The organism is Rhizobium sp. Root1212, assembly GCF_001424985.1.
In the GTDB taxonomy this organism is placed as follows: Bacteria; Pseudomonadota; Alphaproteobacteria; order Rhizobiales; family Rhizobiaceae; genus Pararhizobium.
This window is the reverse complement of record NZ_LMDA01000027.1, coordinates 24,340-40,054: the sequence shown is the minus strand read 5'-3', so window position 1 is coordinate 40,054 and position 15,715 is coordinate 24,340. Positions and strand designations below refer to the sequence as shown.

The 15,715-nt window shown below is 63.1% G+C and carries 13 protein-coding genes and 2 pseudogenes; 7 read left to right on the top strand and 8 right to left on the bottom strand.

Going from position 1 to position 15,715, the window contains the following annotated elements:
* Positions 1-68: 68 nt before the first annotated feature.
* From ASC86_RS23460 to ugpC, 3 genes are read left to right on the top strand one after another with little or no spacing between them, the layout of a single operon-like run.
* Positions 69-1,001 (top strand): sugar ABC transporter permease, encoded by a 933-nt coding sequence (locus ASC86_RS23460; RefSeq protein ID WP_056327022.1) that lies wholly within the window; start codon positions 69-71, stop codon positions 999-1,001.
* A gap of 4 nt (positions 1,002-1,005) precedes the next feature.
* The gene (locus ASC86_RS23455) at positions 1,006-1,839 is read left to right on the top strand and encodes a carbohydrate ABC transporter permease (protein ID WP_056327020.1); all 834 of its coding nucleotides are present in this window, start codon (positions 1,006-1,008) and stop codon (positions 1,837-1,839) included.
* Positions 1,840-1,843: 4 nt separating this feature from the next.
* Positions 1,844-2,905, top strand: a complete 1,062-nt coding sequence (ugpC, locus tag ASC86_RS23450; protein WP_056327018.1) for a sn-glycerol-3-phosphate ABC transporter ATP-binding protein UgpC — start codon at positions 1,844-1,846, stop codon at positions 2,903-2,905.
* Between the two features lie 55 nt (positions 2,906-2,960).
* On the opposite strand, the gene ASC86_RS23445 is transcribed toward ugpC, so the two are convergent.
* Together ASC86_RS23445 and ASC86_RS26985 are read right to left on the bottom strand one after the other, a co-directional pair.
* A complete protein-coding gene (locus ASC86_RS23445; RefSeq protein WP_056327016.1) occupies positions 2,961-4,178 on the bottom strand; it encodes an adenylate/guanylate cyclase domain-containing protein in 1,218 nt (405 codons plus the stop codon).
* A gap of 1 nt (position 4,179) precedes the next feature.
* Positions 4,180-4,311 (bottom strand): hypothetical protein, encoded by a 132-nt coding sequence (locus ASC86_RS26985; protein ID WP_280136995.1) that lies wholly within the window; start codon positions 4,309-4,311, stop codon positions 4,180-4,182.
* A 347-nt stretch (positions 4,312-4,658) separates the two neighbouring features.
* On the opposite strand from ASC86_RS26985, the gene ASC86_RS23440 reads away from it, so the two are divergent.
* Positions 4,659-5,822, top strand: a complete 1,164-nt coding sequence (locus ASC86_RS23440; RefSeq protein ID WP_056327014.1) for an efflux RND transporter periplasmic adaptor subunit — start codon at positions 4,659-4,661, stop codon at positions 5,820-5,822.
* Complete coding sequence (locus tag ASC86_RS23435) at positions 5,819-8,992, top strand: multidrug efflux RND transporter permease subunit (RefSeq protein WP_056327012.1); 3,174 nt, start codon at positions 5,819-5,821, stop codon at positions 8,990-8,992. The genes ASC86_RS23440 and ASC86_RS23435 overlap by 4 nt, the downstream gene beginning before the upstream one ends.
* A gap of 49 nt (positions 8,993-9,041) precedes the next feature.
* Here the strand turns inward: ASC86_RS23435 and ASC86_RS26360 are convergent.
* Positions 9,042-9,149 (bottom strand): annotated as a pseudogene (locus tag ASC86_RS26360) (CopG family transcriptional regulator); the annotation flags it as partial.
* 175 nt (positions 9,150-9,324) lie between these two features.
* Here ASC86_RS26360 and ASC86_RS23430 point away from each other — a divergent pair.
* Positions 9,325-10,482: an alpha-hydroxy acid oxidase gene (locus tag ASC86_RS23430; protein ID WP_082510420.1), complete on the top strand. Its 1,158-nt coding sequence runs from the start codon at positions 9,325-9,327 to the stop codon at positions 10,480-10,482.
* A gap of 13 nt (positions 10,483-10,495) precedes the next feature.
* Positions 10,496-11,908, top strand: coding sequence for an FAD-binding oxidoreductase (locus ASC86_RS23425; protein WP_056327008.1), 1,413 nt, complete (start codon positions 10,496-10,498; stop codon positions 11,906-11,908).
* A 104-nt stretch (positions 11,909-12,012) separates the two neighbouring features.
* Here ASC86_RS23425 and ASC86_RS23420 read toward each other — a convergent pair whose 3' ends face one another.
* The 5 genes and pseudogenes from ASC86_RS23420 to ASC86_RS23400 all read right to left on the bottom strand — a co-directional run bounded on the left by ASC86_RS23420 (position 12,013) and on the right by ASC86_RS23400 (position 15,571).
* Positions 12,013-12,615, bottom strand: coding sequence for an alpha/beta hydrolase (locus ASC86_RS23420; RefSeq protein WP_056327006.1), 603 nt, complete (start codon positions 12,613-12,615; stop codon positions 12,013-12,015).
* A 12-nt stretch (positions 12,616-12,627) separates the two neighbouring features.
* Positions 12,628-13,560, bottom strand: coding sequence for a VOC family protein (locus ASC86_RS23415; RefSeq protein WP_056327005.1), 933 nt, complete (start codon positions 13,558-13,560; stop codon positions 12,628-12,630).
* A gap of 164 nt (positions 13,561-13,724) precedes the next feature.
* Positions 13,725-13,799 (bottom strand): annotated as a pseudogene (locus ASC86_RS27080) (hypothetical protein); the annotation flags it as partial.
* A gap of 139 nt (positions 13,800-13,938) precedes the next feature.
* Positions 13,939-14,253: a DUF2934 domain-containing protein gene (locus tag ASC86_RS23410; protein ID WP_056327003.1), complete on the bottom strand. Its 315-nt coding sequence runs from the start codon at positions 14,251-14,253 to the stop codon at positions 13,939-13,941.
* Positions 14,254-14,560: 307 nt separating this feature from the next.
* Positions 14,561-15,571 carry a substrate-binding domain-containing protein gene (locus ASC86_RS23400; protein ID WP_056326999.1) on the bottom strand — a complete coding sequence of 337 codons (1,011 nt, stop codon included), beginning with the start codon at positions 15,569-15,571 and terminating at the stop codon, positions 14,561-14,563.
* Positions 15,572-15,715: the final 144 nt, after the last annotated feature.

Here is a 15,715-nt window from a genome sequence, read left to right as displayed (position 1 = left end):
TTCCATTTCGCTGAGAAACCGCGCCATCGGGAAAACCCCCGCCATGGCCGAGAACGGATTTCGTGCCGATGTCCTATTCCGCTGTCCGGTCCGACGGCCCCCCGCGCACGCGGCTGCGAAAGCAGCTTGCCGATGCGATCGCGCCCTATCTCTACAGTGCGCCGACGCTGATCCTGATCATCGCGGTCATGCTCGTGCCGCTGGTCGTTGGCATTTCCTATGCCTTCCGCGATATCCAACTGCTCAATCCCTTCTCCGGCGGCTTCATCGGGCTCGATCATTTTCGCACGTTGTCTCAGGACGAGGCCTTCTTCCGGGCGCTGCGCAACACGCTCTGGTGGACCGGGGCTTCGGTGTTCCTGCAGTTTTTCCTCGGCCTCGGTCTGGCGCTTTTGCTCGACAAGCCGTTCTACGGCCGCGGTATCGTGCAGGCGCTGGTCTTCCTGCCCTGGGCCGTGCCGAGTTTTCTGGCAGGCCTCAACTGGTCGTGGCTGTTTAACCCCGTCGTCGGTCCTATCCCCCATTGGCTTTTTGCTATGGGCATCATGAGCGAGCCGTCCAACATCCTCTCCGATCCGCAGCTTGCCATGTGGGGGCCGATCGTCGCCAATGTCTGGTGGGGCATTCCCTTCTTTGCGATCACCCTGCTTGCCGCGCTGCAGGCCATCCCGCGCGATCTTTACGAGGCGGCGAGCATCGACGGTGCGGGACCATTCCAGCGGTTCTTTTCGATCACCCTCCCCTTCCTCGCCCCGACGATTGCCATCACCGTGCTGCTGCGCACCGTCTGGATTTCCAATTTCGCCGATCTGATCATCGTCATGACCAATGGCGGACCGGCGGATCGCACCCAGATCGTCGCCAGCTACATCTTCACCCAGGCCTTCAAGCGCCTGGATTTCGGCTATGCCTCGGCCATCGCGCTGGTGCTGCTCGTGCTGCTGATCACCTATTCGATGCTGATCGTCGTGCTGCGCCAATGGTTGTTGAGCAAGGATTGAGACGATGACCGGAAAACGCCTTTTCGCCCTCCTCGCGCACCGTCTTGCGATCCTCGCCTATATCGTCTTTGCGCTCTTCCCGCTCTATTGGCTGCTGAAGGTTTCGGTGACGCCCAACAAGCTGCTCTATTCCGAAGGCATTCGCATGTGGCCGTCGCAGACGAGCTTCGAGCACTTCAATTTCGTGCTGCGCCATTCGGATTTTCCGGTGTTCTTCAAGAACAGCCTGATCGTATCCGGCTCGACGGCGATCATTGTCACGACGCTATCGTCGCTGGCCGGTTACGCGCTCTCGCGCTTTTCCTTTCGCGGCAAATACTGGCTGGTGGCGCTGATGCTGCTGACGCAGATGTTTCCGCTGGTCATGCTGGTCGCACCGATCTTCAAGATACTGTCGCCACTTGGCCTTACCAACAGCCTGACGGGCCTCGTCATCGTCTACAGCGCCTTCAATGTGCCGTTTGCGACCTTCCTGATGCAGTCCTTCTTCGACGGCATTCCGAAGGACCTGGAAGAGGCCGCGATGATCGATGGCGCAACGCAGTTCGTGGCCTTCCGCCAGATCATCCTGCCGTTGACGCTGCCCGGCATCGCTGCCACGCTCGGCTTCGTCTTCACCGCGGCGTGGAGCGAGCTTCTGTTCTCGCTGATGCTGATTTCCGGCAATGCGGCTGCGACCTTCCCGGTCGGGCTGCTCTCCTTCGTATCGAAATTCTCGGTCGATTTCGGGCAGATGATGGCGGCGGGCGTGCTCGCGCTGATCCCGGCCTGCCTGTTCTTCCTGCTGATCCAACGTTACCTCGTGCAGGGCCTGACGGCCGGCGCGGTGAAAGGCTGATCCCATGGCATCCATCGATATCGCCAATGTCCGCAAATCCTACGGCATCCACCCGGTGCTGCACGGCATCGACCTGAAGATCGGGGATGGGGAATTCGTGGTGCTCGTCGGCCCGTCCGGCTGCGGCAAGTCCACGCTTTTGCGCATGATCGCCGGGCTGGAGCATGTGACGGAGGGGGAAATCCGCATCGCCGAGAAGCGGGTCAATGAACTTGCCCCGAAGGACCGCGACATCGCCATGGTGTTCCAGTCCTACGCGCTCTATCCGCATATGAGCGTGGAAAAGAACATGAGCTATAGCCTTCGCCTGCGCAAAACGGCGAAGGAGAAGATCGCGTCCGCCGTCGCCGGTGCAGCGAGCAAGCTTGGGCTCGATCCGCTGATGGAGCGGCGGCCGAAGGCGCTGTCCGGCGGCCAGCGCCAGCGCGTCGCCATGGGCCGTGCCATCGTGCGCCAGCCCAAGGCCTTCCTGTTTGACGAGCCGCTTTCCAATCTCGACGCACGCCTGCGCGAGCAGATGCGCGCTGAAATCAAGAAGCTGCACAAGGACCTCGGCGCGACCTCGATCTACGTCACCCATGACCAGATCGAGGCGATGACGCTCGCCGACCGCATCGTCGCCATGCACGGCGGCGTCATCCAGCAGGTCGGGGCGCCGCTGGAGCTTTACGACAACCCGGCCAATCTGTTCGTCGCCGGCTTCATGGGCTCGCCGGGCATGAATTTCTTCAGCGGCCGCGCGATACGAAGCGGCGGTGACGGGCGATTTGCGATCACCGGCGGCGATGTCCTGCCGCTGTCGGCACCGGTGGCGCTGGAAGACGGCAGCCGGGCGACGCTCGGCATCCGGCCGGAACACGTCGTTCTCGGCAGCGGCGAGCTGAACGCCGAGGTCGAGCTGGTCGAGCCCACCGGCTTCGGCATCATCCTGCATCTGCGGCTCGGCAGCGTCAGCTTCAAGGCCTTCACACTCGACCGCGCGTTTCTTGGTGCGACCGGTGTGCTGCAGGTCAGCTTTCCGGCCGACAAGCTGCGGTTCTTCAACGAAGCCGGCGATCGGGTCTAGAGTAATTCCAGCAAAAGTGCACAGCGGTTTTGCGTCCGGAATCGCGTCGGAAAAGTTAGTCCTTCTCGTAGGGCATCAGCGTGAAAAGCTCCTGCGCGCGCTTGACGCCGCGCAGCGCATAGCGGCCGATCGAGACGACCTCAGCATATTGCGGCGGCGGCGCCGAGGCGACGAAGTGCTGTGACATGATCACGGTACGATCGACGAAGCGGCACATGGAGGCGATGCGGCTCACCTCGTTGACGGCCGGGCCGATGACAGTGAAATCGAGCCGCTCGTCCGACCCGATATTGCCGTAGAAGACATCGCCGATATGCAGGCCGAGATAGACCTCGGTCGTCGGCCGCCCTTCCGAGCGCCGGCGCTCGTTGATGCCGTCGAGCTTTTCCCGCAGGCTCTTTTGTGCGGTAAGCGCGCGGCTGCAGGCTTCTTCCCGCTCTTCCGCCTTGAAGATCGCCAGCGTGCCGTCGCCGATCAGCTTCAGCACGTTGCCGCCGACCTCATGGATCGAGTCGATCACGGCTTCGGCATAGTCGTTGAGGAAGGGGATGATCTCGTCCGGCGGTAGGTTGTCGGAAATCTGGGTGTAGTTCTGCAGGTCGGAATACCAGAGCACGGCGGAGATGCGCTCGGCCTTGCCGCGCGAAATGCGGCCTTCCAGCACGCGCTGGGCCGCGTCCTCCCCCAGATAGACCTCGGCGATGGTGCGGGAAATGCGGGTGAGCGAACCCGATTTGATGGCGAGCGCGAGGATCGGCACCAGTTGGCGCAGCGCCGCCAACGCCTCGTCGTCGAAGCCCGCCTCGTCCGTCGTCGCCCAATGGGAATAGAAGCAATCCATGTCGCCGATGTGGGATTCCGGCGCAAAGCGATGGATCATCGCGATGTAGTCCTTATGGCCGGCTTCGAGCAACGTATCGAGGCCGAAGAAATCGGCCGGATCGCCGAAGCCGATACGGCGACGCACCTCGTTCAGCTCATTCATGCGCAGGTGGAAAAAGGCCGACCGTTCCCAGGTATCCGCCGACACGCCTTCGTTCGACGGCCCGTATTCGAAGGCGTCGCGGGCGGGCGTCTTGCTGTTGTCCCACTGGAAGGCACGGCCCTCATAGACCGGATGCAACGTATCGATCAGCGCCAGCGCCCGGTCGATGTTGAGGCCGGCATTGCGGCAGCGCTGGCAAAAGCCGTTGACGATCTCCATTTCGTCAAGGCCCCGGAGGCCCTTGGTCACCAGCCAGTCCGAAATGGCGGCGAGATCTTCGGCTTTCATGTCACATGTCCTGATGAATGTCTCCCAAGAGCTTTACCGCAGAAAGCGGCATGCCGGAATCAAAACGACGGCAATTTTTCTTGAGGGGCGAAATACGGTTGGCAGTCGGGTTCTGGGCCGAACCCTGAGGCATGGGTGCCTCATATGGGAAGCGGTGGCCACTGAACAAGCCCGCCGACGTAAACTTTTTAGAGCGTGCCGTCATCGCGGGGAATGTGATGCGGGCAAGCCAAACTATGTCTTTTCCGTGATGACAGGCGCGGCGATTGATGTAATCTGCGGCTGTTGAATTGGGTTTGCAGATATATTTTCCGGTCGGCTCCGCCGCCGCTTCGCATTGATTTCATGCAATGAATGTGGGCTCGCTGCCGCTTCGTCCCCAGCATGGCGACAGTGATCCCGTTGTTCGGGTCGGAAGACCGGCGCTGCCGTGTCCCTCGCCCCTGCCGCAGTCCCCGCGCATTTTCGGAAGGCAGAGAGATGACGAACAGAAGGCTTCTATCCACCGGTTTCCTCCTTTCCCTGCTTCTGGCGTCCGGCCTGGTCTTTGCCCAGGATCCGCCGAAGCCGCAGGTCACCGTGGCCAAGCCGGTGGTGCGCGACGTCGTCGACAGCGACGAGTTCATCGGCCGCTTCGAGGCGGTCGACGAGGTCGGTATCCGGTCGCGCGTCGGCGGTTATCTCGATGAGATCGGCTTTACCGACGGGGCCCTCGTCAACAAGGGCGACAAGCTGTTCGTTATCGACCAGCGTCCGTTCAAGACGGCACTGGATATCGCCCAATCCTCGATGGAGGTGGCGCAATCCGCGTTGGATTTCGCGCAGACCGAATTCGACCGCACCGAAGGGCTCGCCAAGGCGGGCACGCTGCCGACCTCGACGCTCGACCTTCGCCGCCGCGAGCTTCTGTCGGCGCAAGCCAACATGCGCGGTGCCGAGGCAAGCCTCGCGCGTGCAAAACTCGACATGCAATACACCGTCATCAACGCCCCCTTGAGCGGGCGCATCGACCGCAAGCTGCTGTCGGTCGGCAATCTGGTGACGGCTGACCAGACGCTGCTCACCACCATCGTCTCGCTCAATCCGATCGATTTCTATTTCGATGTCGATGAGCGCCGCCTGCTCTCCTATGCCCGCGAAGCGCGGCAGAAGGGCGGCGTGCTGCAGGAGGGCGGTTCGCTCGAGGTGTCCGTCGTCATCAGCGATGCCACTGAAAAGCCGTTCAAGGGCAAGCTCGATTTCGCCGAAAACCGTGTCGATCGCGAGACCGGCACGATGCGGCTGCGCGCCCGCTTCGACAATCCCGATTTCGTGCTGCAGCCCGGCCTCTTCGGCCGCATCCTTGTCGAAGGCTCCAACCACTATCAGGGCATCCTCATTCCCGACGAGGCGATCGGCTCCGATCTCGACCAGCGTGTCGTTTATGTCGTCGGCGAGGACGGGCTGGTCTCGACCAAGCCGGTGCGGCTCGGGCCGCGGCTGCATGGCTACCGGGTGATCCGCGAAGGCATGACCGGCGACGAGACCATCGTCGTCAACGGCCTGATGCGCATCCGTCCCGGCGTGAAGGTCGATCCGCAGATGACCGAGCTGCCCCCGGAAGCCCAATCCGCTGACGCCGATGCGCCGGAGAGCGGCCAATGAGGTTCGCCCATTTCTTCGTCGACCGGCCGATCTTCGCCTCGGTCATCTCGCTGTTCCTGCTGCTCATCGGCGGCATCGCCTATTTCCAGTTGCCGGTGGCGCAATATCCGGAGATCGCGCCGCCGACCATCGTCGTGCGCACCGCCTATCCCGGCGCGGACGCCCAGACGATCGCCGATACGGTGGCGACGCCGCTGGAGCAGGAAATCAACGGCGTCGAGGACATGCTCTATATGTCCTCCTATTCGACCGCCGACGGCTCGATGCAGCTGACCATCACCTTCAAGCTCGGCACCGATCTCGATCAGGCACAGGTGCTGGTGCAGAACCGCGTGGCGATCGCCGAGCCGCGCCTGCCCGAAGAGGTGCGCCGCATCGGCATTACCACGGCAAAAAGCTCGCCCAACCTGATGATGGTCGTGCACGTGCTGTCGCCCAACGATCGCTACGACCAGCTTTACGTCTCCAACTATGCGCGCACCCGCATCCGCGACGTGCTGGTGCGGCTCGATGGCGTCGGCGACGTCATCCTCTTCGGCGAGCGCGAGTATGCGCTGCGCATCTGGCTCGATCCGCAAAAGCTCGGCGCTTACGGCATGACCTCGGGCGATGTCGTGCAGGCGTTGCGCGACCAGAACGTCCAGGTGTCCGGCGGCTCGATCGGCGGGCCGCCCGCCGCCGGCACCAACGCCTTCCAGTATACGGTGACGACGGAGGGTCGCTTCAGCGATCCGCGCCAGTTCCGCTACATCATCGTCAAGGCGACGGAGAGCGGCCGTCTGGTGTCGCTGCAGGATGTCGCCCGCATCGAACTCGGCGCCAAGGATTACGTTACCAATTCGTACCTGAATGGCAGCCCGGCCGTGGCGCTCGGCATTTTCGCCCGCCCCGGCACCAATGCACTGGCGGCTGCGGCCTCGATCCAGCAGAATATGGAGCGGCTTTCCAAGGCTTTTCCGCCCGGCCTCGAATACCGCATCGTCTATAATCCGACCGAGTTCATCTCGGAGTCCATCGACGAGGTCTACAAGACGATCCTCGAAGCGGCGATCCTCGTCGCCGTCGTCGTGCTCGTCTTCCTGCAAAGCTGGCGCACGGCGATCATTCCGATCATCGCCATTCCGGTATCGCTGATCGGCACTTTCGCCTTCCTGCTCGCCTTCGGCTTCTCGCTCAACATGCTGACACTGTTCGGCCTGGTGCTGGCAATCGGCATCGTGGTGGATGACGCGATCGTCGTGGTCGAGAATGTCGAGCGCAACATCGCGCTCGGCATGTCGCCGGCGGAAGCCTCGCACGCGACGATGAGTGAAGTCGGCACCGCCGTCATGGCAATTGCGCTGGTGCTGATCGCGGTCTTCGTGCCGACGGCCTTCATTCCCGGCATTTCCGGGCAGTTTTACCTGCAGTTCGCGGTGACGATCTCGGTCGCGACGGCGATTTCGGCGCTGAATTCGCTGACGCTGTCGCCGGCGCTGGCGGCGCTGATCCTGCAGCCGCATAATCATCATGAATCGTCAAACCCCCTCGCCCGCTTCGGCCGCAGCATTGCCAACGGCTTCAACCGCGGCTTCGACCGGCTGTCGGCCGGTTATGCCTGGATGGTCAGCCATCTGGTCGGCACCGGCATCGCCGTTCTTGCGACGCTCGCCGTCTTTGCCGGCCTGCTTGCTGCCACCTGGTATATGGGCCGCATCGTGCCGAGCGGGTTCGTGCCGACCATGGACCAGGGCTATGCCATCGTCGTCGTGCAGCTGCCGGATGGGGCCTCGCTCGCCCGCACCGATGCCGTCATCGAGCGGGCCTCCGCCATCATCCAGAAGGTGCCGGGTGTGAAAAATGCCGTCGCCTTCTCCGGTTTCAGCGGCGCGACCTTCACCAATGCCTCCAATTCCGGTGTCGTCTTCGCCTCCTTCGATACCTTCGAAGAGCGGCTGAAGCACGGCTACAGCGCCTCGCAGATCATCGGCCAGCTTTACGGCTCGATGCAGAGCATCCAGGAAGCCTTCATCATCGCCGTTCCGCCGCCGCCGGTGTCCGGCATCGGCAATTCCGGCGGCTTCAAGATGCAGTTGCTCGATCAGGAAAGCGCCGACATGCGCCGGGTGCTGGGGCTCGCCTACCAGATGATGGGCGCCGCCAACCAGACGCCGGGCCTGACCGGAGTCTTCACCACCTTCTCGGCGTCGAGCCCGCAATATTTCCTCGCCGTCGACCGCGACAAGGCGCGGGCGCTGAACGTGCCGATCCCCAATATCTTCGAGACGCTGTCGATCAATCTTGGCACCTCCTATGTCAACGATTTCAACACGCTCGGCCGCGTCTATCAGGTGCGGGCGCAGGCCGACCAGCAATACCGCATGGAGCGGGACGATATCCTGGCGCTGAAGGTGCGCTCGGCCACCGGGGCGCTGGTGCCGCTCGGCACGATCGTCGATATCCGCGATTCCTCCGGCCCGTCGCTCGTCCAGCGCTACAACATGTATGTCTCCGTGCCCTTGCAGGGCAATGCGGCGCCCGGTGTTTCGACCGGCGAGGCGCTGAACAAGATGGAAGGGTTGGCCGCCCAGATGCTGCCGGCCGGCACCAGCTTCGAATGGACGGAACTCGCTTTCCAGGAGCGCAACACCGGCAACACCGCGATCTTCATCTTCGCGCTGTCCGTCATCTTCGTGTTCCTGGCGCTGTCGGCGCAATATGAAAGCTGGGTGCTGCCGCTCGCCATCATCCTCGTCGTGCCGATGGCGGTGCTGGCGGCGCTGGTCGGCGTCTTCCTGCGCGGCATGGACAACAATATCCTGACCCAGATCGGCCTGATCGTGCTGATCGGCCTTGCTGCGAAAAACGCGATCCTGATCGTCGAATTCGCGCGGCAGGCGGAGGATCAGGGCATGACGCCGGTGGAAGCCGCGATCGAGGCGAGCCGGCTGCGCCTGCGTCCGATCCTGATGACCGCCTTCGCCTTCATCCTCGGCGTCGTGCCGCTGATGATCGCGCAAGGCCCCGGTGCGGAAATGCGCCAGGCACTCGGCACCGCCGTCTTCTCCGGCATGCTCGGCGTGACGTTCCTCGGCCTGTTCCTGACGCCGGTGTTCTATGTCGCGCTCCGCTCTTTGCGCCGTCGCCGGCCAGTGGCGGCGGAGGCGGCCGTGGAGCCGGCTCACGAATGATGGGACCGATATCGCTGGCTGCCGAAGGGAGCTGTCATCACAAATCCGGCTAAGGCAGGGGCGTGGCTTCCGACAGGCTGTCGGTCCACGCCTTGACGAGATGATGATCGAAGACCCTGCCGGCGTCCGCGTCGGCAAGCCCTTCAAGCGTCAGCCGATACTGCATATCTTCAAGATACGTGGGCCGGCTGGATGTATCGAGATCCGTTTCGGGTGTGTCGGTCACGCCGTGCCTCCCAGGACAAGCATTCCTATTGAACCAGCTTACCGGAAAGGCATAACTGCGCCAAGGCGCGCTGTCCGGCGCGTCCGATTCCGGGAGTTCTGGCTACATGGCTGATCTTGAGCGACGCTTCCCGTGCGTGGCGGATATGGAGACGGCGGCGAAACGGCGCATGCCGCGGTTCGTGCATGACTATCTGATCGGCGGTCTTGGCCGGGAGGATTGTGTTCGCCGCAATGTCGCCAGCCTGCGGGACGTATTGCTGATGCCGCGCTATCTCTCCGATGCCTCCGCGCCGGATATGGCGGTGACGCTGTTCGGCCGGCGTTTCGATGCACCTTTTGCCGTTGCGCCGCTCGGTCTGGCCGGTCTTCTCTGGCCGGGCTGCGAGATGCCGATCGCCATCGCCGCCCGTCGCCACAATGTGCCCCATGTGCTCAGCACCTTTTCCAACCGCTCGCTGGAGGCGATCCGGCCTGTTGCCGGCGAAAACGGCTGGTTCCAGTTCTATCCCCCGAACGATCCCGCCATGGAAGCGGATATGCTCGCGCGGGCGGAAAAGGCCGGCTACAAAACGCTGGTGCTGACCGTCGATATTCCGGCGCCGACGCGGCGCGAGCGGGATATCCGCAACGGTCTTGCCGTTCCGCCCAAGCTCGATCTGACAACGATGCTTCAGATCGCTACGCATCCGGGCTGGGCGCTGCATGTACTGCGTCATGGCATTCCCGAATTTGAAAATCTCTCGCCCTACTATCCGAAGGGTGCCTCGCTGGCCGCCTCGGCCGAATTCGTCGGCAAGGTCATGCAGGGCCATATCACGGCGGAGCGCACGGCGCGCATTCGCGATGCCTGGAAAGGCACTCTGCTGGTCAAGGGCGTGCTCGATCCGGAAGAGGCGGCGGCCTATCTGGCGCTCGGAGCCGACGGCGTGATCGTTTCCAACCATGGCGGCCGACAGCTGGATGCGGCGCCCGGCGCCGTCGAAATGTTGCCGTTGATGCGCAAACGTCTCGGACCGGAAGCGGTGATCCTTGCCGATGGTGGCATCCGCTCCGGTCTCGATGTCGCCCGCATGATCGCGCTCGGGGCGAATATGGTTTTGATCGGCCGACCCTTCATTTTCGCCAGTGCCGCGATCGGAGCCGGCGGCGCCGATCATCTCATCGGGATTTTGAAGGCGGAAATGCATGCGGCCATGGCGCAACTCGGCTGCGCCGTCGTTGCCGATCTGCCCTCGGCGCTGCATTCTTCCCGCCCGGCCTGACAAGGAGCCCATCATGACCCTGATCAAAGAACTGAAAAGCGCGCTCGGCGAGGAGACGGTGTTGACGGGCGATCGCATCGGCGGGCGCTATCGCAGCGATGAAAGCCATACGGGGCGGGAGTTGCCGCTTGCCGTTCTGAGGCCGGCAACGGTTGAGGCTGTTTCAAAGGCGTTGTCGATCTGCGATCGCCATCGCCAGAGCATCGTGCCGCAGGGCGGCCTGACCGGACTTGCCGGCGGTGCCAATCCGCGCACGACGGATATCGCGCTGTCGCTGGAGCGCCTGAGCGGCGTCGAGGAAATCGACAGCGCCGCCGCGACGATGACTGTTTACGCCGGCACGCCTCTGGAGGTCGCCCAGCGGGCGGCAGAAGAGGCCGGCTTCCTGCTGCCGATCGACCTTGGCTCGCGCGGCAGCTGCCAAATCGGCGGTAACATCGCCACCAATGCCGGCGGCATCCGCGTCATCCGCCACGGCGTGACCCGCGACAATGTTCTGGGGCTGGAAGCGGTCATCGCCGACGGCACCGTGCTTTGTTCGCTGAGCAAGGTGCTCAAGAACAATACCGGCTATGATCTGCGCCAGCTCTTTATCGGCTCGGAAGGGACGCTCGGCATCGTCACCCGCGCGGTCCTGAAGCTGAAACCGCTGCCGACCTCGCGTTCGACGGCGCTCTGTGCCCTCGGCAGCTACGACAATGCCGTGGCGCTGCTGCGCATGGCGCAGGTGATGCTGGCCAATGTCTCGGCGTTCGAGGTGATGTGGGAGAGCTATTTCCGTTTCAATGCCGATTTGCTCGGTTTGAAATTCTTCGAGGCGGATTTTCCCTTCACCGTCATCGTCGAGGAGGATCTGTTCGGCGGCGAGCAAGGGACGGAGCGCTTCGAGACATTTCTGGGCGCCGCCCTTGAAGCCGGGCTTATCGAGGATGCGCTGATTGCCCAGTCGGAAAAGGAAGCGCGCAATTTCTGGGCCGTGCGCGAAGGTTCCGCCATCGACAAGGCGCTGCCGTCACTCTTCAATTTCGATATCAGCATGCCCATCGGCGGGATCGGGGATTTCGTCGAGGAATGCGGCGCTGCGCTGCTGGCGCGCTTTCCTGGGGCGCATGTCTCCTTCTTCGGCCATATCGGCGACAGCAACCTGCATATCATCGTGGCAACGGCCGATGGCTCGGAGGAAGACCTCCATGCCACCGACAAAATCACCTATGATCTGGTGCGCCGCTACAGCGGCTCGATTTCCGCCGAGCACGGCGTCGGCACCCTGAAGCGGGACTATCTCGGCCATTCCCGCAATCCCGAAGAGCTTGCGGTGATGCGCCGGATCAAGGCGGCCCTCGATCCGAACGGCATCCTCAATCCCGGAAAAGTGCTGCCGCCGGCCACTGTCCTCCCCTCTCCCCGCGCGCGGGGAGAGGGTTAAGGGTGAGGGGCATCTCTCATCCGCCCTATCGGGCACCCTCTCCCCGCCTGCGGGGAGAGGGGAGATGCCGCACCTTCCGTTGTTCCACGCCCGAGCGTGAAGGTTCACCCAAACAGCCGGTGCATCGCCTCGACTTCGTTCTGGCGGATGTCGTGGCCGCCGGGGTGCCATTCAGTGGTAACGGCGGCCTTCTGGCGTTCGAAATAACCGGCCAGTGCCTTTGTCAGCGCCGGCGGGCAGATCGGGTCGCGCTCGCCGGCGGTGATCAGGATTCTGGTGCCGGCGATCCCGGCATTGTCGGCCGGCTGGAACGGAATCAGCGGATGCAGCAGAGCTGCCCTATCGAAAAGGTTGCCCTTTTCGATGATCACGTTTGCCAGAATATTGGCGCCGTTTGAAAAGCCGAGGCCGTAGACCTCGGATGCCCCGTACTCTTCCTTCAGCGCGGTGACATAGGCCGCCATCTTCTCCGTCGCCCGTGCGAGGTCTTCCATGTCGTAGACGCCCTCCCCCGTGCGACGGAAGAAGCGGGCGGCGCCATATTCGGAGACATCGCCGCGCGGCGAAACGATCGTCGCTTCCGGCAGGAGCCGGCTGGCGAAATCGAAGAACTGGTTTTCGTCACCGCCGGTGCCGTGCAGGGTGAAGAGAATGGGTTTCCCCGGTGCACCGGCCTTCAGCCGGTGCACATAGCCATGTTCGGTCATATCGGTGCTTCCTTAGTTGTCGAGCTTCTGGAGCTGCTGTTCCAGGATCGGGCGCAGGTGCTTGTGCTGCTGCGGCAGCTTCAGCGCCTCGCCGAGATGGGCTGTATCCTCGTCGCGGTTGAAACCCGGCTCGTTGGTGGCAACCTCGAACAGCACGCCGCCCGGCGTGCGGAAGTAGATCGCCCAGAAGTAATCGCGGTCGATGACCGGGGTGACGTGATAACCGGTGTCCATCAGCGCCTTGCGCACTTCGAGCTGCTTTTCGCGGTTATCGACGGCGAAGGCGACATGGTGGACGGAACCGGCACCCTGCAGGCCGCGCTGAATATTCGGCAGGGTCTCGAGGTCGATCACGCCGGCTCCGTTGCCGCCCGGCACGATCAGGCGGGTGACGCCGTCGCGGCTTTCGAGCGTCTCATAGCCCATGAATTTCATCAGTTCGGCCGTCGCGCCTTCGTCCCGCAGCCGCATGGAAACCGAGTGGAAGCCGCGGATGGCATGGTCTTCGCTGATGCCGCCATGGGTCCAGGGCGCACGATTGTCGTCGCGCACTTCGACCAGCGCAAAGCCGTCGCCATCAGGGCCTGCGAAATTGAGGCGCTTTTCACCGAAGGTCTCTTCGGTCTTCAGGCCGGTGACGCCCTGTTTTGCAAGGCGCTCCTGCCAGAAGCCGAGCGAGCCTTGGGGAACGGAAAAGACGGTGGTACCGACTTCGCCGGTGCCGGGGCGGCCGCGGCCCATGTCCGGGAACGGGAAATAGGTCATGACCGTGCCGGCCGAACCGGTCTCGTCACCGTAATAGAGGTGGTAGACATCCGGCGCGTCGAAATTCACGGTCTTCTTGACGCGACGCAAGCCGAGCGTGTCGGTGAAGAAATTGTTGTTGATGCGGGCATCGGCAGCCATCGACGTGACGTGATGCAAACCCTTGATCTGGTCGAGCATGGTGAAGTCCCTTTCTGCCCATCGGGGCCGTTCATGGACTATAGATGTGCCGATCGGGCGGTTTGCGATAGACCCGCGCCGTCAAACGGATTGTCTTCTTTTTGTGAACGATTGAGAGGGACTGTTTCATCGGAATGGCGGATCGCCGGTGGCGATGCGGGGCAGCCATGGGCGCGCAGGAGCTTCGGAAGGGAACCGGTCCCATCGGCAAGTCCGCCGCTCTTGATGAGAGCGAAAATCTCCGGCGTTGCCGAGGATGTTCACGAAATCACGGCCTCTTGCCTGCCGCAAGCCGCGTTCGCGGGCTACCAAAGCCCGCTTCTTTTCGGTTCAAGACAATGGCGCGGACGCTCGACATCAGGCGCCCGCCGCCTGTCGTCAGGATGTGCCGGGAGCGGCGTCGGCCGGAGCTTTTTTCGCGCGGGTCTTGGCAGGGGCTGGGGCGGCGAGTTCGTCCTTGGCGCCGGCTTTCTTTGCTGTCGCCTTCGTCCCGTCCGCCTTGGCGGCTTTCTTTGCCGCCGGCTTCTTCAAGGAAGTCGCTACCTTGATCCTGCTCTCCGGAATGGCGGTTCCGCTGAGAAGTTCTTCCCGCGCCTGATGCCAGTGGTAATCATGGCTACCGTCCGGCCGGCCGGCGGCTTCCCACAGGGCATAGGCGCGATTGCGGATGTCGTCGTCCTTGATGTCGCTCATGCTGCTCTCCTTCACCGTTTGCATTGATCCCGGCACGAACACCATGGTTCAGGCCGGTATGGTTGCGAATTGCACGTCCCATATGCGCCAGATTTGCGAGGTAAAAAGAGGGATGTCGAAGGGGCTTTCGGATGCGGGGTGTGCCCCTATTCGCGTCTCTCCTTGCATCTTCACGTCTCTGCGGGACACCGCTCCACCGGGTGTGTGGAACGGGCATGGGATTCGCTTCGTGAAAAAAGACTAACCTGCTTTTGTGCGCAGCCGAAGAGGAAATCTCGCACATGCGCCATATTCCCGCGATCGCCGTTCAGCCGCCGCGGATGGAGCGCCGCCAGACCAGTTCGGCGTGCAGTGTCAGCGGGTTCTGCGCCTGCTCCGCCGGCATGCCCGCCAGCAGCCAGGACACCGATTTGCGGGCGATCTCCTGGACCGGCTGGGCGAAAGTCGTCAGTTCGTAGGAGAGCCATGACGCCTGCTCGATATCGTCGAAGCCGGCGATGCAGAGGTCTTTCGGGACATCCAGGGAAAACTGGTGGCGGGCGGCATCCATGAAACCGCAGGCGATGAGATCGGTGGCGCAGAACACGGCGTCCGGCCGTTCGCGCCGCATTAGCAGGCGCTGCGCCAACATGCGGCCCGCGTCATAGCCGGTGCGGCCGTGGCGCTCGACGATGACCTCCAGCCCCTGTTCGCCAGCGGCGCGCACGAAGCCGTTTTCACGGGCGATGAGGCTCGGCGTGCCGGCTTCGGAAGTGGCAAAGGCAAGCCGCCGGCAGCCGGCGCGCAGAAAGGCGGTGACGACGGTGCGCGCCGCCTCGCCGTCATCGAGATTGATGCCGAACTGCCCTGGCCGGCTATCGTCGCGGTTGATGAGAATGAGCGCCTGGCCGTTCTTGACGCAGAGATCGGTGATCGACGTGTCGGGCATGCCGGATAGGATGATCGAGGCATCCGCCCGATAGCGGATCGCCTGCCGCAGCGCGGCATCGACGCTGTCGTCCGAGCGGTCGGTGTTGACCAGCATCGCGATCTTCCCCACCGCCTGCAGCTCGTCGGTTAGCGTCTTGATGAGGTTGGCGCGATAGGGCGAGCCGAGATCGGAGACGATCAGGCAGATGATGCCGGTCTCGTTGCGCATCAGCCCACGGGCGAGGTGGTTCACATGGTAGCCCAGTGCTTCGGCCGCTTCCAGCACCCTGCGCCGCGTCTCAGGGGCGACGCTTGCGCCCGGCGTGAAGGTGCGCGATACCGCCGACCGCGACACGCCGGCCCGGTCGGCAACCGCCTGCGCACTGACGAAAATTTTCGGCGAAACCATCGCGTCCCCGGCAGCTTTGATCCAAGGCGTTTTTCGAGCGCCCGCTTTCCGCCATACACAAGCGGCTTGTCACAATCCATCGCTGGTTTCAGCCGTGCGTTGAGGAAAAAATGCGCCGCGCGGAATGCCGCGCAACGGCGAACC